The organism is Sporomusa intestinalis (assembly GCF_055383785.1).
Map to the genome: position 1 here is coordinate 5,502,019 of NZ_AP042390.1, position 25,081 is coordinate 5,527,099.

The 25,081-nt window shown below is 51.1% G+C and carries 23 protein-coding genes and 1 riboswitch; of the genes, 8 read left to right on the top strand and 15 right to left on the bottom strand.

The window, feature by feature from the left end; genetic code table 11:
• Nucleotides 1-2: 2 nt before the first annotated feature.
• Together ACZ481_RS25520 and ACZ481_RS25525 are read left to right on the top strand one after the other, a co-directional pair.
• Complete coding sequence (locus tag ACZ481_RS25520; protein ID WP_464768144.1) at nucleotides 3-329, top strand: hypothetical protein; 327 nt, start codon at nucleotides 3-5, stop codon at nucleotides 327-329.
• Nucleotides 330-340: 11 nt separating this feature from the next.
• On the top strand, nucleotides 341-1,885 hold the full coding sequence (locus tag ACZ481_RS25525) for a PepSY-associated TM helix domain-containing protein (RefSeq protein WP_464768145.1): 1,545 nt from the start codon (nucleotides 341-343) through the stop codon (nucleotides 1,883-1,885).
• 128 nt (nucleotides 1,886-2,013) lie between these two features.
• On the opposite strand, the gene ACZ481_RS25530 is transcribed toward ACZ481_RS25525, so the two are convergent.
• Nucleotides 2,014-2,877: a fumarylacetoacetate hydrolase family protein gene (locus ACZ481_RS25530; protein ID WP_464768146.1), complete on the bottom strand. Its 864-nt coding sequence runs from the start codon at nucleotides 2,875-2,877 to the stop codon at nucleotides 2,014-2,016.
• Nucleotides 2,878-2,900: 23 nt separating this feature from the next.
• Nucleotides 2,901-3,527 carry a LysE family translocator gene (locus ACZ481_RS25535; RefSeq protein WP_464768147.1) on the bottom strand — a complete coding sequence of 209 codons (627 nt, stop codon included), beginning with the start codon at nucleotides 3,525-3,527 and terminating at the stop codon, nucleotides 2,901-2,903.
• Between the two features lie 356 nt (nucleotides 3,528-3,883).
• Here ACZ481_RS25535 and ACZ481_RS25540 point away from each other — a divergent pair, with 356 nt between their 5' ends.
• Nucleotides 3,884-4,855: a sensor domain-containing diguanylate cyclase gene (locus ACZ481_RS25540; RefSeq protein ID WP_464768148.1), complete on the top strand. Its 972-nt coding sequence runs from the start codon at nucleotides 3,884-3,886 to the stop codon at nucleotides 4,853-4,855.
• 207 nt (nucleotides 4,856-5,062) lie between these two features.
• On the opposite strand, the gene ACZ481_RS25545 is transcribed toward ACZ481_RS25540, so the two are convergent.
• The 6 genes from ACZ481_RS25545 to ACZ481_RS25570 all read right to left on the bottom strand — a co-directional run bounded on the left by ACZ481_RS25545 (nucleotide 5,063) and on the right by ACZ481_RS25570 (nucleotide 8,045).
• The gene (locus ACZ481_RS25545; protein WP_464768149.1) at nucleotides 5,063-5,254 is read right to left on the bottom strand and encodes a hypothetical protein; all 192 of its coding nucleotides are present in this window, start codon (nucleotides 5,252-5,254) and stop codon (nucleotides 5,063-5,065) included.
• A 13-nt stretch (nucleotides 5,255-5,267) separates the two neighbouring features.
• The gene (locus tag ACZ481_RS25550; RefSeq protein ID WP_144352269.1) at nucleotides 5,268-5,543 is read right to left on the bottom strand and encodes a metal-sensing transcriptional repressor; all 276 of its coding nucleotides are present in this window, start codon (nucleotides 5,541-5,543) and stop codon (nucleotides 5,268-5,270) included.
• Nucleotides 5,544-5,625: 82 nt separating this feature from the next.
• Entirely contained in the window at nucleotides 5,626-5,811 is a 186-nt protein-coding gene (locus ACZ481_RS25555) for a uracil-DNA glycosylase (protein ID WP_464768150.1), read from the bottom strand.
• Nucleotides 5,812-5,833: 22 nt separating this feature from the next.
• Nucleotides 5,834-6,484, bottom strand: a complete 651-nt coding sequence (locus ACZ481_RS25560; RefSeq protein WP_464768151.1) for a nitroreductase family protein — start codon at nucleotides 6,482-6,484, stop codon at nucleotides 5,834-5,836.
• Between the two features lie 70 nt (nucleotides 6,485-6,554).
• The gene (locus tag ACZ481_RS25565) at nucleotides 6,555-6,980 is read right to left on the bottom strand and encodes a MarR family winged helix-turn-helix transcriptional regulator (protein ID WP_464768152.1); all 426 of its coding nucleotides are present in this window, start codon (nucleotides 6,978-6,980) and stop codon (nucleotides 6,555-6,557) included.
• Between the two features lie 150 nt (nucleotides 6,981-7,130).
• Nucleotides 7,131-8,045: a branched-chain amino acid transaminase gene (locus ACZ481_RS25570; protein ID WP_464768153.1), complete on the bottom strand. Its 915-nt coding sequence runs from the start codon at nucleotides 8,043-8,045 to the stop codon at nucleotides 7,131-7,133.
• A gap of 327 nt (nucleotides 8,046-8,372) precedes the next feature.
• On the opposite strand from ACZ481_RS25570, the gene ACZ481_RS25575 reads away from it, so the two are divergent.
• A complete protein-coding gene (locus ACZ481_RS25575; RefSeq protein WP_464768154.1) occupies nucleotides 8,373-9,170 on the top strand; it encodes a TrmB family transcriptional regulator in 798 nt (265 codons plus the stop codon).
• An 11-nt stretch (nucleotides 9,171-9,181) separates the two neighbouring features.
• Nucleotides 9,182-10,093, top strand: coding sequence for a malate dehydrogenase (locus tag ACZ481_RS25580; protein ID WP_464768155.1), 912 nt, complete (start codon nucleotides 9,182-9,184; stop codon nucleotides 10,091-10,093).
• A 69-nt stretch (nucleotides 10,094-10,162) separates the two neighbouring features.
• Here the strand turns inward: ACZ481_RS25580 and ACZ481_RS25585 are convergent, their stop codons facing one another.
• The gene (locus ACZ481_RS25585; protein WP_464768156.1) at nucleotides 10,163-11,614 is read right to left on the bottom strand and encodes an IS1182 family transposase; all 1,452 of its coding nucleotides are present in this window, start codon (nucleotides 11,612-11,614) and stop codon (nucleotides 10,163-10,165) included.
• Between the two features lie 302 nt (nucleotides 11,615-11,916).
• Between ACZ481_RS25585 and ACZ481_RS25590 the strand changes: the two genes are divergently transcribed.
• From ACZ481_RS25590 to ACZ481_RS25600, 3 genes are read left to right on the top strand one after another with little or no spacing between them, the layout of a single operon-like run.
• On the top strand, nucleotides 11,917-12,546 hold the full coding sequence (locus tag ACZ481_RS25590; RefSeq protein ID WP_464768157.1) for a TetR/AcrR family transcriptional regulator: 630 nt from the start codon (nucleotides 11,917-11,919) through the stop codon (nucleotides 12,544-12,546).
• Nucleotides 12,547-12,560: 14 nt separating this feature from the next.
• Nucleotides 12,561-13,700, top strand: coding sequence for an efflux RND transporter periplasmic adaptor subunit (locus ACZ481_RS25595; RefSeq protein ID WP_464768158.1), 1,140 nt, complete (start codon nucleotides 12,561-12,563; stop codon nucleotides 13,698-13,700).
• A gap of 12 nt (nucleotides 13,701-13,712) precedes the next feature.
• A complete protein-coding gene (locus ACZ481_RS25600; protein ID WP_464768159.1) occupies nucleotides 13,713-16,847 on the top strand; it encodes an efflux RND transporter permease subunit in 3,135 nt (1,044 codons plus the stop codon).
• A gap of 55 nt (nucleotides 16,848-16,902) precedes the next feature.
• Here the strand turns inward: ACZ481_RS25600 and ribB are convergent, their stop codons facing one another.
• The 6 genes from ribB to ACZ481_RS25630 all read right to left on the bottom strand — a co-directional run bounded on the left by ribB (nucleotide 16,903) and on the right by ACZ481_RS25630 (nucleotide 24,922).
• Nucleotides 16,903-17,559, bottom strand: coding sequence for a 3,4-dihydroxy-2-butanone-4-phosphate synthase (ribB, locus tag ACZ481_RS25605; RefSeq protein ID WP_464768160.1), 657 nt, complete (start codon nucleotides 17,557-17,559; stop codon nucleotides 16,903-16,905).
• An 84-nt stretch (nucleotides 17,560-17,643) separates the two neighbouring features.
• Nucleotides 17,644-17,787, bottom strand: a riboswitch (FMN riboswitch).
• A 61-nt stretch (nucleotides 17,788-17,848) separates the two neighbouring features.
• On the bottom strand, nucleotides 17,849-20,914 hold the full coding sequence (locus tag ACZ481_RS25610) for an efflux RND transporter permease subunit (RefSeq protein ID WP_464768161.1): 3,066 nt from the start codon (nucleotides 20,912-20,914) through the stop codon (nucleotides 17,849-17,851).
• A complete protein-coding gene (locus ACZ481_RS25615) occupies nucleotides 20,907-21,977 on the bottom strand; it encodes an efflux RND transporter periplasmic adaptor subunit (protein ID WP_464768162.1) in 1,071 nt (356 codons plus the stop codon). Before ACZ481_RS25615 ends, ACZ481_RS25610 begins: the two co-directional genes overlap by 8 nt.
• Nucleotides 21,978-22,013: 36 nt before the next feature.
• Nucleotides 22,014-22,589, bottom strand: coding sequence for a TetR/AcrR family transcriptional regulator (locus ACZ481_RS25620; RefSeq protein ID WP_464768163.1), 576 nt, complete (start codon nucleotides 22,587-22,589; stop codon nucleotides 22,014-22,016).
• Between the two features lie 138 nt (nucleotides 22,590-22,727).
• The gene (locus ACZ481_RS25625; RefSeq protein ID WP_464768164.1) at nucleotides 22,728-23,663 is read right to left on the bottom strand and encodes a DMT family transporter; all 936 of its coding nucleotides are present in this window, start codon (nucleotides 23,661-23,663) and stop codon (nucleotides 22,728-22,730) included.
• A 77-nt stretch (nucleotides 23,664-23,740) separates the two neighbouring features.
• Entirely contained in the window at nucleotides 23,741-24,922 is a 1,182-nt protein-coding gene (locus ACZ481_RS25630; RefSeq protein WP_464768165.1) for an aminotransferase-like domain-containing protein, read from the bottom strand.
• Nucleotides 24,923-25,081: the final 159 nt, after the last annotated feature.

Genomic DNA, 25,081 nt, shown 5'->3' on the forward strand with positions numbered 1-25,081 from the left:
TAATGAATATTACCATCGGTAATTCCGTCCGCCGGCTGCACGAACTGCTGGCCGGCACCGACCCGGTAACCCAAACCGTTTTGCGCATTCTGGCCGCCGTTTTCGGCGGCTATGCGCTCAATGCCAGCGTTCTGACGGCCCTGGCGCTGCTGCTGCCCTGGCCCAAAGTCGACATATTGTTTTTTACCGCCTTTTTCCCCCCTCTCATCTATACGGCCGCGCTGCTTTGGGTGTTCGCCGCCCCCACCGCTCAGCGCGCCTGGCGGAATTTGCTGAATATTATCCTGCTGTGCGGACTGCTGGCGCTGGTTGCCGCCTGGACAAACTAGAGGAGAAATTCATGAATCAGTCTACATTCACCCGAACTTTCAAACAGGCGATGAGCGAGCTGCATACCTGGGGCGGCTTAGTGTTCGGCTGGCTGCTCTTCGCCATTTTTTTCACCGGTACCCTGGCGGTATTCGCCCCGGAAATCACCCACTGGATGCAGCCTGCCGTCAGGCCTGCCCAGACTGAGCCGGCCCAGGCAATCGCCTCAGCCGATAAAAAGCTCCGTCAACTCGCGCCCAAGGCCGATCTCTGGATGATCTCCATGCCGCAGGAACGCTCGCCCGGCCTGGAGATCATCTGGAAAAAAGGCCTGGCAACCCTAGAAAAACAGGTTGACCCGCAAACCGGAACACTCATCAAATCGCCCGAGACCGAAGGCGGTCACTTCCTGGCCCATTTTCACTTTCAGCTGCACAGCGGCAAAAGCGGTTTATGGCTGGTCAGCTTCGCCTCGGTCGTTATGCTGGCCGCACTGGTATCAGGCATTGCCATCCGGCTGCAGGTCTTTACAGATTTTTTCCGGCTGCGCTGGCGAAAAAACTGGCTGAGCGCGCATACACTGACCGGTGTGCTCACCCTGCCTTTCGTCGTTCTCATTACCTATACCGGGCTGACGGTTACTTTATTTATGGTGCAGCCTGCCATTCCCCACGTGTTGTACGGCAGTGCCTGGAAAGGTCCCGCAGCCGTAGCGGCCAATAACTATGAACGGCCCGGCGCCAGTCTTCCGGCTGAATTAGTGCCGCTTTCCCGGCTCCTGCCACAGGCCGAGGCGGAACTGGGAAAAGGCAAGATTTCCTTCGTCCGGGTCAGTAATCCCGGTGACCGGCAGGCGGTTGTCACTTTTTTCCGGACGGTTGACGACACCATTGTCGCCATGAGCGGCCGGGCTGCTTTCGACGGGGTTACCGGCGAATTGCTTGGCAGCCAGACGACCTGGAATAAATATGTAAAATTTTATCGGACACTGGTTGGCCTGCACATCGCCAGGTTCGGCGGGTATCCCGTAGCCTGGCTGTATTTTGCTGCCGGCCTGATCAGTTGTGCAATGATTGCCGCCGGCCTGATCTTTTTTACCGTCAAACGCCGCAACCGCTATGCCCGGAGCAGTACGGCGGCGCAAATGATGTACAGGGCCATTGAAGCGTTGAACACAACGGCAGTTACCGGCATTATCATCGCCTGCGGCGCTTATTTGTGGGCCAACCGGCTGCTGCCGCCCACGCTCAGCGGCCGGGCCGACGCCGAGATTACTGTGTTTTTCGGCCTATGGCTGCTCATGCTGTTCCATGCCTTGCTGCGCCCGCCGCTGCGGGCCTGGGCCGAGCAACTGGGTATTGCCGCCGGGCTTTGTATTGGACTGCCTGTTGTTAACGCCCTTACCACCAAGGTCGGATTGTTGCCGGCCATCGCCCGCAAGGACTGGATGACTGCTGGAGTTGATCTGACAGCCGTTTTTCTGGGCCTAATGCTGGCAATCACCGCCTGGCAGGTCGCCTTAAAACATCAGCAGGCAGAACAACGCCGGTCTGGTTCTATTAGCATCAATAGTTGACTGCCGGCCTTTTTCTCAATCAGGCTGCAAACCCATTGAACTATGCCTAAAAGCCACAGGGAGTCTACCCATAGATTCCCTGTGGCTTTTATTTGCCTATAAACAGCACATTTTTATGTATGACTGCACTATTTTAATGTATTTTGCAACGTACCAATGTTTTCAATGGTGACAGCAACCGTATCGCCGGCAGCCAGCCATTGCTGCTGTGCCGGCGGGTAACCCAGAATCACGCCGCCCGGCGTGCCGGAAAAAATAATGTCACCCGGCTTGAGGGTCATATAGTCTGAGCAGTAGCTGACGATGGCCGCGCAGTCGAAGATCATATCCCGCGTATTGCCTGACTGGCGGACAACGCCGTTAACACTGCAGGAAATAGCAAGATTATGCGGGTCTATCTCATCAGCCGTCACCAGCCAGGGTCCGATAGGCGCGAACTGATCACAAGTCTTACCCAACAGCCACTGGCCTGTCCGGAATTGAAGGTCTCTGGCGCTTAAGTCGTTGCCCACGGTATAACCAAACACATAGGCAAGAGCCTCTGCCGGCGGAATATGGGACGCTTCCCGGCCAATGACAATGACTAATTCTGCCTCATAATCAAACTGCACCGCATTGGGAGGCAAAGCAATCACCTCGTTATGGGCAGCGAGTGCATTATTAAATTTGCTGAACAGGATGGGCTCGGCCGGCACCTCAATATCACATTCGTCCCGGTGACTGACATAATTTAAGCCAACACAAATAATCTTTTCCGGTTTCGCTACACAGGGAGCAAAGGACAGCCCGGCCTCAGGCAGAACCTCCCCCGCTGTTTCCGCCAACGCCGCTAGTTGCGGCCAGGCTGCCTCGCCGGCAGCTATAACCTGCTCCATGGTGACAGGCGCCCGGGCACCGCAAGCCTCGGCCCTTGCTTTGACATCGATAATACCACCTTCACTTTTGAGGCCCAGGCGAACCTCCTCGCCAAGCCGGAAATTAACAAATCGCATACAGGCTCATCTCCTTTTTTTCGTCAACGCTCCGTTGTCAGCAATTTTACTCCCAAAAGCAAATAAATGCCCCCGCAGATTTTATTGAGCCAATTGGCCGCACTGTTATTTTGCCGGAGAAAAGCAGTGGCGCGGGCAGAGCAAAAGGCCAGCAGCAGGCACCACAGGGTACCGGTAACTAAAAAGCTTATCCCTAAAAAGATAAACGGCACAATGCCGTAACTATTGCGGGGATCAATAAACTGGGGCAGAAAAGAGATAAAAAAAATCGCTACCTTCGGATTAAGCACATTGGTCAATAACCCCTGCCAGTAAATATCCCTGCCGGTCATTTCCTTGCTCTGCAGGCCAAGCAAAGGGTTTTGTCTGGCCCGCAACGTAGTGATGCCCAGCCAACCGAGATAGAGGGCACCGGCAGTTTTAACAACAGTAAAGGCCAGGGCCGATTGGGCCAGAATAACGGACAGCCCCAGTGCGGCCAGCACGGTATGAACGGCGCAGCCGGTACTGATGCCCAGGACCGAATAAATTCCCGCCCGGCGGCCCTGGGCTATACTGCGGCTTAAAATATACATAGTATCCGACCCGGGTGTAATATTGAGGATAATACTGGCAATAAGAAACATTTCATAGTGAACAATGCCATACATTGCATGCTTCCCCCTTCCCACTAGTATTTCCTCTTCTTAAAAAACGAGGGAATAGTTTGCGTAGATTTTTCGCAATGCAAGGCGGAGGAACCGCGCATATCGGACATGTGTAAGGTGACGATAACGCAGCAGTGCGGGAAAAGATGCGCCAACAATCCTTGGTTTTAGGGAGAGGAAGTGTTAGGTGCCAACTACACTTATCTTATGCCGTCAGCTGGCTGTAGCCAATCACAAATAATTAGTAGTTCCTATCTATCTTATATAAAATTTTAATTTATAGCGAGTCAATATTAAGCAGGAATTATTTGCATATTATGAGAATTTATCAGGAAAGATCGACTGAGGGGGGCCCGATTATGAACGATCATGTAAGAGCCTTGCTAAGCGTTGTCCTTGATTATCTGGAAGAAGGTATCTGCTTCACTGACGCAAACAAACAAATCATCTATTGGAACGCCGGGGCCCGGAAGCTTGCCGGTTACCAGACGGAGGAAACTGTGCGGAAAACCTGTCGCCAGATTCTGGCTCACCGAGATACCAATGGTGACAAACTCTGCGACAAAGCGTGTCCCCTCACCGCGGCCCTGCAGCAGGAAGACCCGCTTCAGGAAAAAGACCTGTTGATTACTCACAAAGAAGGGCACTATATTGCCACCACAGTCCGGCTCTTTCCCGTCTATAATAAAGACCGGCAGCCAGCAGGCTTTATCGAAATATTCGCCGCTAAAGCCCACCAGCGGTTTGGGCCGGATAAGGTAAAAGCCTTAACCAAAGCGGCCTATATCGACTCTCTTTCCGAATTATATAATAAACAATATATTGAAAATCGCCTCCAGACAATGCTGGGCGAAATCCCCGGCAAGAGGGAGTCCTTTGGTATCATCTATATAAACATTACCGGCTTCCGGGCTATTAATGAGCGCTACGGGGTTTCCATGGCCGACAAAATTTTAAAGATTGTTGCCAATACGCTGTCTGCCGGCATTAGCTACCCCAATCTGATCGGCCGGTGGCACGGAGCCAGTTTTATTGCCATTGCCGACACCTCTAAACGCAGCCTGCTGCTGCTGCTTGCCGACAAGCTTAAGCTGTCTGTTGCAGAATCACCGCTCTTCCTTAATGGGGAAACAATCCGGATTTCGGTCACGGTTGGCTGTGCAGTCTCCCAGACCTACGATTCGCTGGACTATCTTATTGAACGGGCAACCAAAGCTGCCCTCGCGGATCAAGGCAATGCCGCCGCCACCAGTACCCTGCCGGTTACTGCAGCGGCCCCGGTGGAGAAGCAGCGCAACAAGTCCGGTTTTTATTCAAAATCCCCGAGCTGACAATAAAAGATTGGCTAGGGCTGCCGCCACCGGCAGCCTTTTTTCCATAGAGCCTCCTTCCCCGCCTAGTCACAAATTACTATAATATTTCTATCAGACCGTAAAATATCCTTTCCGCGCCGGTAAAAAAAGCCGCTGTTTGCTTATTGGCAACCCAATAGGCAAACAGCGGCTTTTCATATGCCCGGCCGGATAACCGCCAGCCGTTTATCTGTTTTCGTCCCGCCGCCTCCAATCACGCAGCTTTACCATCACTTTGGCAAGGGACTTCCAAACAAGGGGAACAAAAGCAACCGCCAGAGGCACATAATTGACGACAGACCGGAAAACAGTGCCGGAATGAGCGAAAGTAACCGACGGAATACACAATAAGACTGCCACCAGCACCAACGCTTTCATAAGCATCCCTCCATCAGCGAATATAATGGTTAAGCGCCGCCTGCAGCTTACCCATGAACTCCTCATGTTCGCCTTCATTGACGGCGTGAACCAGACAATGCTCCAGATGATCCTTCAGGATAAGCTTGGCTGTATTATCAAGCGCCTTGCGGATAGCGGCAATCTGCAGCAAAACCTCGGGACAGTCACGGCCTTCGGCCACCATTTGCTTGACGGCCCGGGTATGGCCCTCTATGCGGGCCAGCCTGTTTACTACCTGCTTCTGATGTGTGTGTACATGGCTATCCACATTAACACCTCCCTTCTTATTTTATCCCCCCCAGGGGGATAAAGTCAAGATATTAACAAACAAAAATTGGAAAACCAGCTCATTACGGCCGGTTTTCCAATTTTTGTTTCTCCGCATAGCCCAGACATTGCTGCCCGGACGACTCTCTGACAACTGCATTGGGTGCTTTAAAGCTTTTAAACCCCATAGCCTTGCACCCATAGGGAAAATTCTTATCCCAGGTAATATAATAATGCTGGCAATTTGTACATTTCGGGTTCTCTTGCATCTGCCGCCACCTCGACCTGCAACTAGCCGCGAATTTGGAAGACAGCGTCTTCCGGCTTACGGGGACTTACAGCCGACTCCCGGGCGGGGTAGCCCAAAATGATTGCGGCCGTAATAATATCTGTGTCACTTAACCCAAAATAGCTTTTTATCTCACTATACCTAACACTATCAACCCCGGAAAGCTCATTGTCAATTTCTCCGACAATACAGGCTCCCAGCCCTTGATTCACTGCCTCCAGAATCATGAAGCCATAGGCAATCCCCATATTTTCAAAGGTTCTTGCCATTAACGAAGACGTTGTGTTAGCCAGTGCCTGGGCAATTTGGTTATTTAAAAAGGTTTTATCAATCTCTTCATTGGCCATCGCAACACCGGTGTTCGCAAGCAACTCCCGCAAACGGTCCCGCTGATGCTCCCGCTCCCAGGAGCCCAGTGTACCCACGCAAAGAATGACCGCAGGCGCCTTCTTTATAAGAGCGCCCATGGAAAACCCGGCCGCCAGTTTATCTTTATCAACCGTTTCGGTCAGAGCAATAAACCGCCAGGGCTGGATATTTTTCCAGGACGGCGCCCGGCGCCCGGCCTGCATAACCTGGACGAGCTTTTCGTTCTCTACCGGTTGGGGCAAAAATTTTCTCACGCTTTTCCATTCTGCAATTGGTGATAACATGCCAGTTTCCTCCTATACTCTCCATTGCAATATTATGTATACAAAATATATAAGCTATATAAAATTATCCCTAGAGCCTGGCGAAAATATTCAGCAGCACTTTACGGAAAACGGTGATTTCCTCCTCAGTACATTCTGTCAGCATAAAGCTGCAAATGCGGTCCATAATCCCAGTGATCCGATTCTCCAGCTCCCGCGCCGCTTCTGTCAGACAGATAAGGAAAGACCGGCGGTCCTCCTGCTGCCCTGTCCGCAATACCAAACCGGCCTTTTCCAGGCGGTCGATGATACCGGTCAGGGTAGAATTGTCCAAATAGCATTTTTTGCCCAGCTCGGTGATTGAGATGCCGTCACCTTTATACAAAGTATAGATAACAGCCATTTGCCCGGGAGTAATATTTAGCTTTTCCTTATCCAGCAGTCTTCTGGTATAGTTATAGTGTTTTTGCTCCGCCTTAGCCAGCAACAAACAGGTACTATCAAAAATTTGCAGCATACTATCTAATCCTTTTACAAAATACTTGCATACAAAATATATTAAATACTATATCACAACTAATGGCCTGGTGCAAGTCTGGATGCTTGGCAAAAATACTGCAAGCAGGCATACAAAATGGCCCAGCCCCAGCTCCGGCCGGAGGTGCAATTAATAGACAGGCATACAAAAATCCGAGTATTTCTTCAACCGGGAAGTCGCAACCTGGAAAAAAAGCTCTTTAAGCTTACGGCATACCGGCCCCTGATGGCCGGTGCCGATCCTGCGGTCATCCACCTCGACAACGGCGACAACCTCCATTGCGGTGCCGCTGAAGAAAACCTCGTCAGCGGCATAGAGCTCAGTCCTGGTAATACTCCTCTCAATGACCTCAATCCCCAGCTCTTCCCTTGCCAAAATCATTACCGTATCTCTGGTTATGCCCTCGAGAATATTATCTGATGGCGGCGGGGTTATCAGTTTTCCCTTACGGACCATAAAAACATTCTCACCCGGTCCTTCACACACATGACCATTACGGGTTAAAAACAGGGCCTCATCATAGCCCCGCCGCACTACCTCCAGCGACGCCAGACCTGAGTTGAGATAAGCGGCTGTCGGTTTGGTACGGGGCGGCAGCATATTATCGCCTAACCGTTCCCAGGAGGTAAAGGCGGCCCGCAGCTCCTCCTTGCCAACAAAGCTGCCCAGCGGCTGACAGTAAATTACAATTCGGTTATCGTCATCCAGCAAGGTCGGGAATATCTGATCAGAGCCTTTAAAAGCAAGGGGGCGGATGTAGACAGTGCTGCGAAAGTTATGTTTTTTAAGCAGGTCCACCGTGGCCTGACATAGTTCATCTACCGTATAAGGAATATTAATATATAATGTTTTACAGGATTGCAGCAGCCGCTCATAGTGTTCCCGCATACGAAAGGCGTACAGCTGCTTCTCGGTCTCAGCCCAATATGCCCTAATCCCTTCAAAGCAGCCTAAGCCGTAATTAAACCCTTTGCACCGAATGCTGATATGTACCTCACTCTCGGGAACAATCTTGCCATCATAAAAAACATACCGATTTTCCACCAACAGTACCCTCCTCAGAAGTAAGCTAAAAAAAATAGTGGTCGCCCAGAAGCGGACAGGCAGTCTCTTATCTATAAAAAAATCATTCGTCGCCCGCAGATGTTGTCACTCTTTACATAATACTGCCTTTCTCCCCTGTACGCTTGTTCTTAAATATACTAAGAATCCCCCTGCCAGTCAAGTTTCATTTACAGGGGAGTCTGCTTCGGCCCGGAACGCTGCAGCTATACCTTGCAGATAAAAATTGTTTCTATACACTGATAGTCAGTGTATATTGAAGTCTATATACTACCATAGTAGTATATAGACAAGAAGGGCAGGGCTGCTATGAAGGTTTTAAAAAAGCTTGAAGCACTCGGATTTACCGCTTATGAAGCCAAGGCCTATTACGCACTATTGCGGCGCTTTCCGGCTAATGGCTACGAAATCAGCAAGTTAGCGCAGATTCCCCCGTCCAAAATCTATGAGGTTTTAACTAAATTAAAGCATCGCGGGGCCGTACTCGACAGCCAAAGCGACCCTGTTCTTTATTACCCTGTCCAGCCACAAATCTTATTTGCCCGCCTCCAGGCAGACACGGAAAAAAGTATCCGGTCCGTATTGGCCGACTTACAGGCTATTCCGCCCCTGGACGCTTTTGACCTCACCTGGAATCTCCAGGGAACCGACAGTATCAACACGAAAATGAGCGAGTTGATCGGCCAGGCCCGCGCGGAGATATTCGCCTCGCTCTGGCCCGAACAGCTGGCCCAGCTTAATCCGGCCTTCAGCGCCGCCGTAAACCGCGGTGTTTATGTTGTTGTCGCAATATTTGGCGCGGCCGAGGTTGCCGCCAGCCAGGTGATCAACCTGGAAGATTGCAGTCACAATGTACACCAGCGGGTAGGCGCCAAGCTCTGTACGGTTATCGCCGATGACACCGAAACGGTTATCGGTAAGTTAACGGCCGACAGCAATAACTCCACTGGGGTCTGGACAAAAACCCCTTCCCTCGTATTAGTCACCAAAGAATATGTGCGGCATGACATTATGGTTAACATTCTGGTCAACCATATCGGGCAGGAACAGTATGCCAAACTTTGTCAATCTTATAATATTTTACAGCAGCTGCAATTAAAAACATAACAGACAGGAGCATGACAATGAAAATTTCGTTTATTGGCGCTGGCAAAGTAGGGGTTGCGGTAGCTTATACGACAGCCGTAAAAGGACTGGCGCAGGAGATCGTCCTGACAGATGTCGCCAGCGACAAAGCCCAGGGAGAAGCCCTTGATATTCTGCAGGGACAGGCCTTTTGCCCCCAGGCCGACATTAAACACGGCCTGATTGAAGATACAAGCAATTCCGATATTGTCGTCATCAGCGCCGGTATTCCCCGTAAGGCCGATGAGCCGCGGGTGATGCTGCTGTCCCGCAATGCCGGACTAATTGCCGATATTACCAAAAAAGTGGTTGCCCTTAGTCCGAATTGCATCATACTAATGATTACCAATCCCCTGGATGTGATGACCCAGCTTGCCTATCAGTCCTCCGGCCTGCCGGCCGGACGTGTGATCGGCATGGGAACAGTGCTGGACACGGCTCGCTACCGCTCGTATCTCGCCCGGCACTTCAAGATCGATGCCCGCGATCTTGACGCCTATGTGGTGGGCGAACACGGGGAAACCATGGTGCCATTGGTGTCAAATATAAGCAGCAAAGGAATTCCCCTGGTTAATCTGCCCAATTATGACGCTGCCGCCGTCATGCGGATCGCCAATGAGGTCCGGGCCGCCTCGGGCCGGGTTATTGCCCTGAAAGGCGGCACAGTCTTTGCTCCCGCTATGTCGGCCTATGCCATTCTGGAAGCAATCGCCCAGGACAGCCGCCAGATTTTGCCTGTCTCCACCTTTAACAGCAACTATGGAACCGCAGTCAGCCTGCCGACTGTAATCAGCCGCCAGGGAGCCGGCCCAACGCTGGTGCTCCCCATGTCCCAGGCCGAGGAAGCGGCTTTGGCGCATTCGGTCGCAAACATTAAAACCTATTTAAAAGAAATAAACGGCTGACAACAGGCAAACGTATTGATTACAGGCTATGTGCTGCACATAGCCTCAGACCGTAGACAAAAAGGCACTTTACGCAAAGCGTAAGGTGCCTTTTGTCAATGAGTGGAAGCAAGGAGATAAAAAAGCAAGTTTTCCGAGCCAAAAATCGGCAAACAAAGGAGCTAATAGCCCCGTTCTCCGTTTCCAGGTGGCTAGCTTCTTTAAATTCATGCAGGCAAAAATAAGGGTTACCTGCATCTTTACTTTTTGCAGACCCCGCAATTGTGTATATCTCATTGCATGTTTTTCCTTTGCATCCGCAAATACCCGCTCAATCGTTTGACTTCTCAGTTTATAGATATCTCGATAGACTGGCATATGCCGATAGTCTTCGGCTATTTCTATGTAGTTCTCCCATACATGGCGTGTGACGAGTTTTTGGTGTAACTGGCTTTGGGTACATTGCGATAAATACCGACAGTCTTTACAGTACTTGGGATCACTTTTAAATTCCTGGTATCCCTCCCGGTTCGTTGTACTGTATGACAGTACCTGATTGCCAGGACACACTATGCAATCATAATATTCATCATACACATATTCGTATTTCTTAAAGAATCCTTCTTTCGTCATTGGCCGCTTATACGGCACGGCCGGAATCCTTTCACTATCTATTACCTGCTTCATGATCCACGGCGTTTTATATCCTGCATCTACAGCCACTACTTTGATCTCTGGAAATTGACCGATTAGCTTGTCATACACTCTATCAAACAGGGTGCTGTCGTGACTATTTCCGGCCCCAACCTCAAAGTCCAGAATGAAGTTATGCCGGTCACAGGCTGTGTTAGTCACATAGGCAAAGCACTTGTCATGCTCTCCTTTGTGGAATAGCCCACTTTCCGGATCGGTGCAGCTTTGCTTGCTTGCTTTCATTTCCGGAGGCTCATCGTCATCCTTTTTCAGGGGCTTTTTCCCATGATTTTGCCGGTCTTTGTTGATTTCTTCCTCTAATTGCTGCTGATACTGCTTGGCCTGGTTTTCTACCATTTCACTCCGGGCTTTCTTTTTGTTTGCACTGGCTTTGATATGCGTTGCATCCATAAACACGGCACTCGCATCGACAAAACCACTATCAACGGCTTCTTGTAAGATACGGGCAAATATCCGCTCAAACACATCCGTATCTTTAAATCGTCTCGTATAGTTCTTGCCAAAGGTCGAGAAGTGGGGGATCGGTTCTGTCATATCGTAGCCGATAAACCACCGATAGGCCATATTCACTTCTATTTCTTTGATCGTCTGACGCATACTTCGGATTCCAAACAGGTGTTGTATAAATACTATTTTAAACAGGCTTACCGGGTCGATTCCCGGTTTTCCCCACTCTATCTCGCTATATAATCCTTTTACTTCTTCGTAGATAAAACTAAAATCAATGGCTCTATCTATATCCCGTAACATATGCTGCTCGGGCACTAAATCTTCCAAACATACAAACTTGATTTGCCTTTGGCTGTCTCGATTCTTTTTTACATACATAATAAAATCACTCCCTTCTTCATTTTACCATAATGTTGGGAGTGATTCTGCTTTTGTCTACAGGCTGAGGCTATGTGCTGCACATAGCCTCTTTTTATTGCCTCACTGCCGTTAGCAGCAGTAAAAAAAGCTGCCGCGAACCACCGCGGGGCAACACAGACAAGCAACGATGTAAAAAACTGGCTTATTAAATTCGTATTAATAATATCAAATATGCTAGACAGGAATCACTTGTTTGACATATAATTAAATTCATATTTAAAATGTGGTTTTTAAACAAAAACAGAAAATTACGAAAGAAGGTGAAGACAGCGAAAGTCGAAATATGTACCGATAAACCAACCGTTAATAAAATTATTGAAGCGGCCATCCCCTTATTCGCATCAAAAGGCATGGCTTCTGTTTCGGTTAAAGAGTTAGCGGATGCTGCCGGCGTAAATATTGCCCTCATTTCCTATTATTTCGGCGGCAAGGAAAACTTGTATGCCTATGTGTTGGAAAAGCAGCTATCGACATTGGGCGACGCAATTGATGTTATCAGTCAGGAAAATATCCCCGCTGTACAAAAGATACGGCGCTTTGCGGACATCCTGGTCGTCATTCACAAAAAAAATCCCTACATAGACCGACTTTTTTATACGGAAATTTTTAATCCCACCAAATACTTTAACACCATTGTAAAGACCGGCGCCAAGCGGATGCACTTTTTCCTGAGCAATTGTATTAAAGATGCGGTGGCAAGTGGTGAGTTCCGGGCTGATATTGACCCGCAATTAGCGGCTATGTCATTGCTCAGGATATTGAATTTGTCATTAACAACCCATTCCCTTTGCCAAGAGATTCTTCCGGACAGAGAAGACCTTGCACAGCAATATATGGCCCAGGCGGTAGAAATCTATTTAACCGGGGTCACGAATAATGTACAAATATGAAAAGGCGAGGAGAAATGACGGTGAACAGAAAAAACATCATATGGCTGACAATCTTACTTTTGCTATTGACCACAGGCTGCAGCAAACAGCAAGCTGCCCGTCCACCGCAGGAGGTTGGGGTTAAGGCGATGCAGGTCCTGCAGCAGGACACACCTGTTACATACGAGTTTGTTGGTGAAATCGTAGCGAAAGACGAAATTCAGATCAAATCCCAGGTCTCCGGCAATATTGCCCGTAAATTAGTGAAAGGCGGCGATACGGTCCAGGCCGGGCAGCCTTTATTTGAGATTGACCGACGCAATTATGCGGCAGCAGTAGCCGACGCCCAGGCGCAGGTGGCTCAAGCCCAGGCCTCGCTTAGCAACATCCGCCGTGATGTTGTGCGTTATCAAAATCTCGCTGACCAGGGCGGCATTGCGGCGCAGGTGCTAGACACCACCGAAGCCCAGGCTGAACAGGCCCAGGCCCAGGCCAATGCCTATCTGGCGAAACTGGCGCAGGCCCAGAATGATTTGGCAGATACATTAATTGTATCACCGGTGGACGGCCGGATCGGCGTAGGCGAATTAAGCGCCGGCATGTATGCCCAGGCCGGCAGCACCGTAATCGCGACCGTTTCCTCAGTCGACCCCGTACAGGTACGGTTTAGCATGAGCGAAAATGAATATCTGAAGTTTTCCCGCCTTGGCAATACGCCTGATTCCTGGGGCCAGAATCTGACTCTGATCCTCAGCGATGGCAGTAAATACCCGCTTACCGGGCATTTGGAGCAGGTTGACCGGGGCTTGAGCAGCCAGACCGGCACCCTGGCGATGAAAGCCTCCTTCAGCAACCCACAGCAATTACTGGTACCCGGCATGTTTGCCCGGATTGTGGCCGTCGGTGAAACCAGGCCAGGGGCTCTGCTGATTCCCCAGCGGGCGGTGCAGGAATTGCTGGGTAAAACCTTTGTCACCGTCGTCGGCGCCAATAATGAAGCCGTAACAAAGCCGATAAAGCTGGGGCCTAAAATAGATAATCTGCAAATTGTGGAAGAAGGCCTTACGGCCCAGGATGTTGTAGTGGTGGAAGGCTTTGCCAAAGCCCAACCAGGATCCATTCTCAAAGTTACAATGATCGGACTTCATGACCTGACAATTCCGGTCATGAAGTAAGGGGGCGGGTTCATGGCACAATTTTTTATCAACCGACCGATCTTTGCGATCGTTATAGCAATCCTTATTACCCTGGCCGGCGGTATTGCCGCCTTTAACCTGCCGATTGCCCAGTATCCGCAGATAACGCCGCCTCAGGTCAGCATCAGCACCGTATATACCGGCGCCAATGCCGATGTAGTGGAAAAAACCGTCGCCCAGGTCATCGAACAGCAGGTAAACGGCGTGGAGGGCGCGGTGGCGATGAGCTCAACCAGTGCCGATTCCGGCCGCTATTCCCTCAATGTTAAATTTGAGCTGGGGCAAAACCCGGATATGGTGACAATGTACACCCAGAACCGTGTGGCCCAGGCTAATGCCGGCCTGCCGCAGGATGTACAGCTTATGGGCGTAACCACCCGTAAGGTTTCCCCCGACACGGCTCTGTATTTTAGTCTTATCTCCCCTGACAACACCTATGACAGTGTATTTCTCAAAAACTACGGCAGCATTAACATTATTGACGATATTCGCCGGGTCCAAGGGGTCGGCGATGTCGGTGAATATGGCGCCGACTTCGGTATGCGTATCTGGCTCAAACCCGATAAACTGGCCCAGCTGGGGGTCACGGCCGCCGATGTTGCCAGTGCCATTAAAGAGCAAAATGTACAGGCCCCTGCCGGTACTATCGGCCAGCTGCCGTCGATGGCCCAGCAGGAGTTCCAGTATACGGCCAGTATTCAGGGCCGCCTTGTCACGGAAGAAGACTTTAAAAAGGTAATCATCCGCTCGCAAAGCGACGGCTCGGCCATTTATCTGGGCGATGTCGCCACAGTGGAGTTAAGTGCCAAGGATAATACCTTTAAAAGCAGCTTCAACGGGAGCGATTCGGTTGTTTTTGCTGTGCAGCTGACAACAGAAGCCAATGCCCTGGAGACAATCGCCGGGGTGCGGCAGGTTATTGAGGATGCCGCCAAACGGTTTCCACCGGGGGTGGAGTACCGCATCCTTACCGATAATACCAAGTATATCAGGGAGTCGTTAGAAAAGGTTTTCCATACCTTCCTGGAAGCCCTGGCCCTGGTCCTTGTCATCGTTTATCTGTTCCTGCAAAACTGGCGGGCCACGTTAATCCCCATGCTGGCCGTGCCGGTTTCCCTGATCGGAACCTTCGGCGCTTTTGTATTCCTGGGGTTCTCTATCAACACGCTGACCCTGTTTGCCATGGTGCTTGCCATTGGCCTGGTGGTGGATGATGCCATTATTGTGGTCGAGGCAGTTGAGCACCATATGCGTAAATCCGGCCTCAGCCCGAAAGAGGCTACTGTCCGGGCTATGCAGGAGGTTTCCGGCCCGGTTGTCGCTATCGCCTTCGTGCTCGCCTCTGTTTTTATTCCGGTTGCCTTTTTCGGCGGCACCACCGGTGTTTTGTATAAGCAGTTTGCGCTGACAATTGCGGTATCCATGGCGCTGTCGGCGATTGTGGCCCTGTCGCTGACCCCGGCGTTATGCAGCCTGCTGCTGCAGCCGCACACCGGCGAGAAGCGCACCGGCGTTATGGGCAAATTCTTTGATCGGTTTAACCTGTGGTTTGACCACATTACCGAGAAATATTCCAACGGTGTCCGCCATTCCATCCGCCGGGCCGGCTTATGGGGTGTAGGGCTGGCAGTTATCGTCATTCTGTGTGTCGGTATGCTGCGAGTAATTCCTTCGACCTTCGTTCCCAACGAAGACCAGGGCTTCATGCTATCGGTCGTCAGCCTGCCTGAAGCCGCCAACATGAACCGCACCCGGGCCATTGCCACGCAGGTCGGCGAAATTTACCGTTCGCTGCCAGGCGTGGAGAATACCATGGAGGTAGCCGGCTTTGATATTCTCGCCGGCGGCCAGAAGTCGAACGGCGCCATGGTTATTGCCGGCCTGGAGCCCTGGTCGGAGCGAACTGAACCCCATACCCAGCTTAATGCAATTCTGGGTCAGGCCATGGGCAAAGTAAGCGCAATACCGGAAGCCACCGTTTTTGCCTTTAATCCGCCTGCCTTGCCGGGAATCGGCGCCGTCGGCGGCCTCACCTTTATGATCCAGGACCGGGGCGGCTCTACGCTGGAGGAGATAAACAATGTATCCCAGCAATTTATTGCCGCCGCCAGAAAACGGCCCGAGCTGGGCATGGCTCAATCAAGCTTCCGCGCCGATACCCCCTCTTACCGGTATGATGTAGACCGGGAAAAGGCCAAAGCCCTGGGAGTTCCCGTCCAGGATATTTTCACCACCCTCCAGACCTTCCTGGGTGGTGTTCAGGTCAATGACTTTAACCGTTTTGGCCGGACCTACAAGGTTATGTTGCAGGCTGAGCCCGAATTCCGCGCCGATGTGGACGCGACCCGCTTCTTCTATGTGCGCAGCTCTGCCGGTACGATGGTCCCGCTCAATACACTGGTCACCCCGGTTGCCACCAGCGGTCAGACCCTGATCAAACGCTTTAACGGTTACCCGGCAATGCAGATTAACGCCACCACAGCAGCCGGTTACAGCTCCGGCCAGGCCATGCAGGCCCTGGAGGAGGTGGCGGCTGAGGTGTTACCCTCAACCTTCACCTATGAATGGGCTGATTTAAGCCGGGAGGAAAAGCTGTCCAGCGGTCAAACACCTGTTATTTTCGGCTTTGCGCTGCTCTTCGTGTTCTTGTGCCTGGCAGCGTTGTATGAAAGCTGGAATATCCCCTTTGCCGTATTGCTGTCAGTGCCCACAGGCATTTTAGGTTCCGTGCTGTTCCAATATGCCCGCGGCCTGGAAAACAGCGTCTACATGCAGATCGGCCTGGTCATGCTGATCGGCCTGGCGGCCAAAAATGCAATTCTGATCGTAGAATACGCCAAAGTCAGAACCGACAAGGGCATGGAGCCTGTGCAAGCGGCCATAGAGGCTTCCAAACTCAGACTGCGGCCAATTCTAATGACCTCGTTCGCCTTTATCCTGGGCTGCATTCCGCTGGCCCTGTCAACAGGCGCCGGTGCCGCCGCCCGCACGGCCCTGGGAACAACGGTCGTGGGTGGCATGATCATGGCCACCGGCCTGGGAATCTTCCTGGTTCCTGTATTATTTGTTGTGATTGAATACGGGACTGCTAAATACAAGAATTTTAGACAAAAACGCAGCGTCTAGTATGATGAATTAGCAAAGATCCGTAGACAGGAAAACTGTCTACGGATCTTTTTCTTTATCTTTGCTCTTTAGAGGCCAAGGCCTGCCGGTACTGGACAATATCTGCCACAGTGACTACCGGCATGTTATTCTTTTCGGCAAACGCTACTATTTCCGGCAGGCGGGCCATCGTCCCATCCGGATTGGTAAGTTCACATAAGACACCATATGGCTTCAGGCCGGCCAGCCGCATGAGGTCAACATTAGCCTCCGTATGGCCTGGGCGTTCCAGGACACCGCCGGGGCGCGCTCTTAATGGAAATACGTGCCCAGGGCGCCGCAGATGATCCGGACAGGCCTGTTCGGCGATCGCCGCCTGCACTGTCGTAACCCGGTCGGCCGCAGAAACCCCTGTAGTAACGCCGCTTGCAGCCTCAATGGATATAGTAAACGCCGTTTGAAAGTGGCTGGTATTATTCTCCACCATCAGCGGCAGAGCCAATTCTTCCGCCTTTTCTGCCGGCAGGCACAGGCAGACAATCCCGCTGCCGTCGCGGATAAGCATTGCCATCTGCTGCGGAGTCAATGACTCCGCAGCAAAAAATATATCGCCCTCGTTTTCCCGCTGTTCATCATCAGTAACCAGAATACCCTGCCCTGCGCGCAATGACTTAAGTGCCTGTTCCACCCGGGCACCAGAATTGCCAAACCGGGCTAATAACTGCTGATTCAAAGTAGTCGCCTCCTATATTTAGTCGACTCACCCGAATCAGGGCGTTGGGGACAGCTAGCACTGCTGTCAGTAACCAGCTAACTGTCTCATCCTCTTTCATCCGGACTATACCGTCGGCTCTGGCTTCTCACCAGATCTGCTGACCTCCTGCAAGCAGGAGCGCTCGCGGGCTCCCCAGTTGCCTGGGATACCGCCGGTGGGGACTTGCACCCCGCCCTGAGAATAAGTCTGACTATAGAATACTACTTTCACCGGGATTGTCAAGCCCGGAAAAATGCCGGCAAGCGTCTTAATCAGCCTGGTTTGCTTTTACTTCCGGCTTTACCTTAAACCACACGGCATACATGGTCGGCAGAACAAGCAGGGTCATCACGGTTGCGCCCAGCAAGCCGCCGCTGATGGCCACCGCCATCGGCCCCCAGAACGTGCTGGGAACCAGGGGCAGCATGCCAAGGATTGCCGCCGCCGCCGTAAGCATAATGGGGCGGAGTCTCAGTACGGCGGAGTTGATGATGGCCTCCCACGGCGCCTCGCCGGCTTTGATATGCTGTTCAATCTGATCAATCAGAATGACCGAGTTCCGGATAATCATCCCGCTAAGGGCTAAAATCCCGAGTTCAGCCACAAAACCCATCGGCCGGCCTGTTAGCAGCATGGTCAGGCTGACCCCGATGATGCCAAGCGGAGCGGTCAGAAGAGTCAGGATCATCAAAGATATATTCTGCAATTGCAGCATAAGCAGGATAACAATAGCCACAATCATAATCGGCACCGTTTTCAGCAAGAAGTCAATCGAGGTCTGGCTTTTTTCAAACGAACCGCCAATCTCAATACTATAGCCGGCAGGCAGGCCGGCGCGGACTGATTTTAGACTTTCATACACTTCCTTGGTGGCATCATTACCGGTTACACCGGGGCTTACCTCTGCTTGCACCGTAATCGTCGGCTTCAGGTTATGACGCCAGATTACCCCTTCTTCCGCAGCGTAGCTTATTTGGGCAATTTGCTCTAAAGGCACAAATTTGCCGTTGCCGATGTGTACCGGCAGGTCTTTGATACTGCCTAAATCCTTGCGGTTCTGCGCATCTAAACGGAACACAATGCCAACCGTCTTATCCTGCTCATAATACTCGGCAATGGCGGCGCCGGACAGCTGGCTCTGTAAATCCTGAGCCAACCCCTGGCTATTGAGACCAAGCGTTCTGGCCTTGTCCTGGTCAACCGCTAAATGCATAACTTTGCTTTTTTCATTCCAGTCAAAGTTAATCTTTGTAAGGTTGGGATTCGCAGCCATCGTCTCACTGACCTGTTTTGCAATTGCCCGGACTTGCTCGTGGTCATAGCCGCTAACCCGCAGCATAACCGGGTATTCTGAGGGAGGACCGGTTTGAATCAGCTTAACATGGCCCCGCACATTAGCAAAGTTTTCGTCAAACAACTTATCAATTTTCATCTGCAGCGCCTCACGGGCCTGGAGGTTTTTGGCAACAATAATAAACTGGGCATAGTTGTTCGTGGGCAGCTTGGGCTCTATAGTAAGAATAAAGCGGGGTGCGCCTTTGCCGACATAATAGCTGTAACTCTCAATGTCCGGGTCACCGGCGAGGCTGTCAGCCAGTTTTTGGGCTTCCTGCCCGGTTGCGGCCAGCGAGGCTCCTTCCGGCAACGTCATCTCCACAATTAGCTCCGGCCGGACTGAAGGCGGGAAAAACTCCTGTTTGACAAACTGTAATAAAAAGATCGAGCCAGCAAAACAAACCGCCGTTATGACAAGCACCAGCTGCTTGTGCTTCAGGCACCAAACAAGGGTCTGCCGGAACAGCCGGTAAAACCTTGTATCGTATATATCACGGCCCGGCCCGGCGGTATGTTTGGGTTTGATCAGCTTATACCCCAGCAGCGGCGTTACCATAACAGATACAACCCAGGAAATTACCAGGGCAATGGTGATAACCGGGAATAAACTGCTGGTAAATTCGGCCGCCGCCCCCTGCGAAAAACCGATGGGTATAAAGCCGGCACAAGTGATAAGGGTGCCTGTGAGCATCGGAAAAGCAGTAGCGGTATAGGCGTAGCAAGCCGCCTCAAAGCGCCCCCACCCCTGCTCCAGCTTTACGGTCATCATCTCAATAGCGATGATGGCATCATCCACTAATAAGCCCAGAGCCATGATTAAGGCCCCCAGCGATACCTTGTGCAAATCTATCCCCTGGATCTCCATACCCACAAAGATCCCGGCAATAACCAGAGGGATACATAAGGCAACCACGACGCCTGACCGGACCCCAAGGCTGAGAAAGCTGACTGCCAGTACAATGACGACAGCTTCCCCCAAAGATTTGATAAATTCATTGATGGATTCTTTGACCACTTGGGGTTGATTGGATACCTGGCTGATTTCCATGCCGAGCGGCAAATCCTTTTTTATTACCGCTATAGTCTTCTCCAGCTCGGTCCCCAGGGTAAGGATGTTCCCCCCACTGTCCATGGAAAGGGCAATACCGATTGCCGGTTGTCCGTTGACATACATTTTCGGTTCCATGGGTTCGGCGTAACTACGCTCAATCCTGGCAATATCGCCAAGGCGAAAGGTCCGCTCATTAACACGAATCGGCAGGTTGCGCAGGCCGTCAATATTTTCAAACAGCCCTGACACCCGCAGGTATATATTGTCCGAGGCCGTCTCCACCATCCCCGAGGCTGCCATCGCACTTTGCGCTTTTACGGCCGCAATAATCAGACTGGGGTCTATTCCCAGCCCGGCCAGCTTGCTGCTTTCCATTTCAATATAAATTTTTTCCGGCTGCACGCCGATGAGTTCAACCTTTTTAACACTGTTTACCCCCAGGAGTGTCCTGCGGATCAGCTCGGCCTCTTCCCGCATATCCTCGTAACTGTATTCTGCCGCGGTAAGGGCATAAATACTGCCGAATACGTCATCAAACCGGTCATTGAAGGCAGGTCCCACTACCCCCTGCGGCAGTGTGCCTTTGATATCATTGACCATATTGCGCACTTCCAGCCAGGTGGGCCGCACATCCGCTTCTTTAACCGAATCTTTTAATATCACATAGATTACGGCCTGCCCCGGACGCGAATAGCTTTTTAAATAATCCAGGCCGGGGGTATCCTGCAGCTTTTTCTCAATTTTGTCGGTTACCTGCTCCTCCACCTCGCGGGCATTGGCCCCTGGCCAGGCAACCGACACAACCATCTGGCGGATGACAAAGTCGGGGTCTTCCATCCGTCCTAGTTTCTGGTAGGAAAAAATGCCGGCCACAAAAACCAAAAAAACAAAGAAGTACACAAGCTGCTTGTGCTTAAGAGACCATTCTGTCAGATTCAGCTTACTCATAGCGCACCTTTTGACCTTCCCGCAGCTTCTGGACGCCGGCGGTAACAATTAGATCCCCGTCCTGAAGCCCGTCCAGCACTTGAATCCTGCCGTCACCGAAGGCGCCGGCCTTTATGGGGCGCAAGCTGACTATGCCGTCTTTTATAATCCACACATGGGGTGTATCACCAGTTTGATAGACTGCCGCAAGGGGAATATAAACGGCCTGCTGGCCAGTGGGGCCGACCACCGTTACATTGGCGGTCATCCCCAGATTGATGCCGTCAGGCGGGCTGGGCAAACTAATCCTGGCTCTATACGTTCTGGCCACTTTGTCAGCCACTGGCGAAATCTCTCTGACTTGCCCCTCGGTGGTAACGCCGGGCAGGGCCCAAAAACTGACCTGCACCTGCCTGCTGGTTCGCATTTCGTCAATACGGTTTTCCGGGACATTGATTTCTATCTCCCGTTCACCATTCTGTACCAGGGTAACGACTGGCTGGCCGGCATTCACAACCTGCCCGGCCTCAGCAGCAACATTAGCGATAACACCGGCCCTATCGGCCACCAGGGTACTGTAGCCCAGCTGGTTAGCCCCTTGCGTATACTGGGCGGTTGCCTGACGAACAGCAGCCAGGGCAACATCATAGGCATTCTGGTATTGATCCAGCTGCATACGGCTGGCCGCGCCCTGCTCATAGAGACTGCGATAGCGTTCAAGATTCGTCCTGGCCAGACTCAGCTGAGACTGAGCGGAAGCAACCTGTGCCGAGCTCATGTTGACCGTCTGTTCTATATCCTTGGCATCAATCTCCATAAGCACGTCCCCGGACTGAACCGTACTGCCAAGCTCAACGTGCCTTTTGATAATCTTCCCGCTGACCTGAAACGACAGCTGCGTCTCATACCGGCCGCGCACTTCACCGGCATAGTTTGCTGCCTGGCCGGCAGCATCCAGCCTAACAAGCTGCGAGCGGACAAAGGGCGCCTCTTCCCTAACGGTCTCTGCTTTCGTGCAGCCAGTCAGGCTAACCGACGCCAGCAGCACAAATAGTACAGTTAAATTGGCAATAGACTTATGCATAACAGGCCCTCCTTCAACATTCATTGACAAATCAGTCTATTTCTTTACCAGCGCGTTAACTATAAAATCAATGAGCACCTCCGTATAGTGCTGCTCATTTTCCTCCTGGCGCAGCGGCCCCGTGCGGGCATAACTGAAGGCCTGGAACAGTTTAAAGCCGGCATAGGCAACAATTCTTTCGTCAACTTCACGGAACCTGCCCTGCTGCTTTCCTTCCCGAATAATCCCGGCAATCATTGTGATAATCTCTTCATCAATCATTTCATGATACTTCCTGTTGATAAACGCCAGGAACAATTCATCATCTTTAAGGATTCTGGTGATAAAATGATCCTGGTTAAAGTGCGCTATTGCCCTGCGGGTCAGCTGGATTAAACGCTCAAGCGGGTCAGACATATCTCCCATTTGGGCAAACAGAAGCTCTATCGTTTTATGGCACTCACGCAGCAACAGACAGCGGAACATATCTTCTTTATCGGTAAAATGCTCGTATATGGTCTTCTTGGAAATCTTACAGTCCTTGCTTATCTCATCCATCGTGGTCTTCTTGAAACCAAAGCGCTCCATGCGCTCTTTGGCCTTATCGAGAATAAGATTTTTTATGTCCTCCATTAACTTCCCCCTGTTCTTAGGGACCGGCACGCTTGGCCTGTGTCATTTTTTCCCTAACTCATAAACTATTATAGTATTTTAGTTTCCAAAAATCAATAGGTGCCTGCTTTCCCAAAGAAGTTTTCACTCCGGCCCTTTTTACAGCGAACTCCTCCTTGGCACGCCCTGCCGGTGTTCGTGGCCGTCCGCAGCTTCCCCCTGGGCATTATTGCTGCACTGCACGGAGACTACGGCTGTGATGACCAGAAAAATGCCAATCAGTTGCCAGGAGGTCAGAGCCTCGCCGAAAAACAATATCCCCACCAGAGTGGCAACTATCGGCTCCAGGGTTGCGGCGATCGCCGCCCGGCCGGCTTCGACATAAGTCAAGGCCGTTGTGTAGCACCAATAGGCAAGAATGGTGGAAAAAAAACTGAAGCCAGCGCAGTAAGCAACCACCGGCCACTGAAAAAACAAAGTGCGCGCTGCCCACAGCTCACTTACCGGCACCATGGCGGCAACAGCAAACCAAAAAGTGTAAACCGTTACCGTCATCGCACTATAATACTGCAGGGCGTATTTACTGAAGATGCTGTACAGCGCGTAGCCAAAGCCGGCGCCGAGGCCGGCAGCCAGACCGGAAAAGGGAATCGTCCCTTCCGCGCCAGGCACAATTCCCACGACAAGGGCGCAGCCACAGAAGGTTGCGGCAAGGGTCGCAATTTTGCCTTTAGTCAATCTTTCGCCAAACAGCAGCCTGGATAATACCAGCACAAAAGCCGGTGCCGTATACAGCAGGATGGCAGCAACCGCCACCGAGGTCTCCCGGATGGCAGTAAAATAGCTCCAATTGAAAAAAGCAATACTCAATACACCGGTACCAAGAAAATACTTTGCATGTTTCAGCCGGATTCTCAGCAGGCTGCGATCTTTAATAGCAACATATACAGTTAAAATAATAGCACTGATGCCCACCCGCATCGCCACAATCTGGGGTGTAGAAAAACCGTATTCTGCCAGACCTGTTACAAAAATTGAGATAATGCCCCATAATGTGGCGGCAACCAGTATTAACCCGTACGCCCATGGCTTCATGCTTATTCCTGCTTCCTTAGTTATATCGGTTATATTGCAACTGTTATTCTGATCGGCCCCAGGCAAAAACGCGACCTTCAATACTCCTTTATTACCATAGCCAGACGTCTAATTCCTTCCCGGATGCGCTCGTCCGGCATATTGGAATAATTCAGTCTAAACATGTTTTCCACCTGTCTATTGGGGAAAAAAGAATTGCCGGGGACAAACGCTACATTGTGCCGGAGGCAGCGTTTCAACAACTCGACCGCCTTTATCCGCTCCGGCAGCTCCACCCAGGTGAATAACCCCCCCTGAGGCCGGTTAAAGCGTATTTCTGCGCCGAAGTATTCTTCCATGGCATTGAGCATAGCATCTCTCCGCTGTTTATAAACCTTGATTATACTCTGTATATGGTTTTCAAAATTGTATACCTCCATATACAGGGATATTTCTCTTTGGCTGAGGGAGGAAGTGTGCAAATCAGCCCCTTGTTTAAGCAGAACATATTTTTCAATAAACCTGCTGTCGGCAGCTATCCAGCCAATTCTAAGACCTGGACAAAAGGTCTTGGAAAAGGTGCTTACAAATATAACCAGACCTGTACTGTCAAAGGCTTTAATCGCCGGCAGCAGATCACCTTCATACCGCAATTCACCATAAGGATTATCTTCAATTACGGGTACTTCATACTTGCCTATAACCTCGATAAACTGCCGGCGCCGCTCTAATGACCAGGTTCTGCCGGTAGGGTTCTGAAAATCGGGAATAATATAAATAAGCTTTATATTAGCAACCGTTTGCAAAATTTTTTCCAGCTCCGCAATAATCATGCCGTTATTGTCGGTAGGCACCTCCAGAAAATTCGGCTCATAAGCTGCAAATGCGCTGATAGCCGCTAAATAAGTAGGGCTTTCACATAAAACAACATCACCGGCATTCAAAAACAGCTTGCCCGAAAAATCGAGCGCTTGCTGCGAGCCGCTGGTTATTAAAACATTTTCCGGCTGAACAACGGTTTTGAACCGGCTGTTCATCCTGGCGGCAATTTGCCTGCGTAATGGTTCAAAGCCTTCAGTGGTTGAGTATTGCAGGGCCTGACTCCCTGATTCTTGAAGCACTCTGACAGCAATATGCTTCATTTCTTCCACCGGAAACAGCTCCGGTGCCGGCAGGCCGCCGGCAAAAGAGATGACCTCCGGCCGCTGGGTAATCTTCAGTATCTCACGAATCTCCGATTTTTTCAACAGTTCTGTTCTCTGGGCAAAAGTTACAGCCACAATACCCCTCCTATGTTCAAACGTCCGTTGTCACTGTCCATAAAATAATTTCCTTATATCATACACCCTTCCCAAGGCAATCGTAAATATCCACTGGAGCTCTATTTTCGGGAAATTGGATACTTTATACAAAAACCAAAAGTCAGGTTAGCTTAATTT

Bases quoted from the DNA above. Each gene is read 5' to 3' on its own strand.
- ACZ481_RS25520 (WP_464768144.1), top strand. From the start codon at position 3: ATGAATATTACCATCGGTAATTCCGTCCGCCGGCTGCACGAACTGCTG.
- ACZ481_RS25525 (WP_464768145.1), top strand. From the start codon at position 341: ATGAATCAGTCTACATTCACCCGAACTTTCAAACAGGCGATGAGCGAG.
- ACZ481_RS25530 (WP_464768146.1), bottom strand. From the start codon at position 2,877: ATGCGATTTGTTAATTTCCGGCTTGGCGAGGAGGTTCGCCTGGGCCTC.
- ACZ481_RS25535 (WP_464768147.1), bottom strand. From the start codon at position 3,527: ATGTATGGCATTGTTCACTATGAAATGTTTCTTATTGCCAGTATTATC.
- ACZ481_RS25540 (WP_464768148.1), top strand. From the start codon at position 3,884: ATGAACGATCATGTAAGAGCCTTGCTAAGCGTTGTCCTTGATTATCTG.
- ACZ481_RS25545 (WP_464768149.1), bottom strand. From the start codon at position 5,254: ATGAAAGCGTTGGTGCTGGTGGCAGTCTTATTGTGTATTCCGTCGGTT.
- ACZ481_RS25555 (WP_464768150.1), bottom strand. From the start codon at position 5,811: ATGCAAGAGAACCCGAAATGTACAAATTGCCAGCATTATTATATTACC.
- ACZ481_RS25560 (WP_464768151.1), bottom strand. From the start codon at position 6,484: ATGTTATCACCAATTGCAGAATGGAAAAGCGTGAGAAAATTTTTGCCC.
- ACZ481_RS25565 (WP_464768152.1), bottom strand. From the start codon at position 6,980: ATGCTGCAAATTTTTGATAGTACCTGTTTGTTGCTGGCTAAGGCGGAG.
- ACZ481_RS25575 (WP_464768154.1), top strand. From the start codon at position 8,373: ATGAAGGTTTTAAAAAAGCTTGAAGCACTCGGATTTACCGCTTATGAA.
- ACZ481_RS25580 (WP_464768155.1), top strand. From the start codon at position 9,182: ATGACAATGAAAATTTCGTTTATTGGCGCTGGCAAAGTAGGGGTTGCG.
- ACZ481_RS25585 (WP_464768156.1), bottom strand. From the start codon at position 11,614: ATGTATGTAAAAAAGAATCGAGACAGCCAAAGGCAAATCAAGTTTGTA.
- ACZ481_RS25595 (WP_464768158.1), top strand. From the start codon at position 12,561: ATGACGGTGAACAGAAAAAACATCATATGGCTGACAATCTTACTTTTG.
- ACZ481_RS25600 (WP_464768159.1), top strand. From the start codon at position 13,713: ATGGCACAATTTTTTATCAACCGACCGATCTTTGCGATCGTTATAGCA.
- ACZ481_RS25610 (WP_464768161.1), bottom strand. From the start codon at position 20,914: ATGAGTAAGCTGAATCTGACAGAATGGTCTCTTAAGCACAAGCAGCTT.
- ACZ481_RS25615 (WP_464768162.1), bottom strand. From the start codon at position 21,977: ATGCATAAGTCTATTGCCAATTTAACTGTACTATTTGTGCTGCTGGCG.
- ACZ481_RS25620 (WP_464768163.1), bottom strand. From the start codon at position 22,589: ATGGAGGACATAAAAAATCTTATTCTCGATAAGGCCAAAGAGCGCATG.
- ACZ481_RS25625 (WP_464768164.1), bottom strand. From the start codon at position 23,663: ATGAAGCCATGGGCGTACGGGTTAATACTGGTTGCCGCCACATTATGG.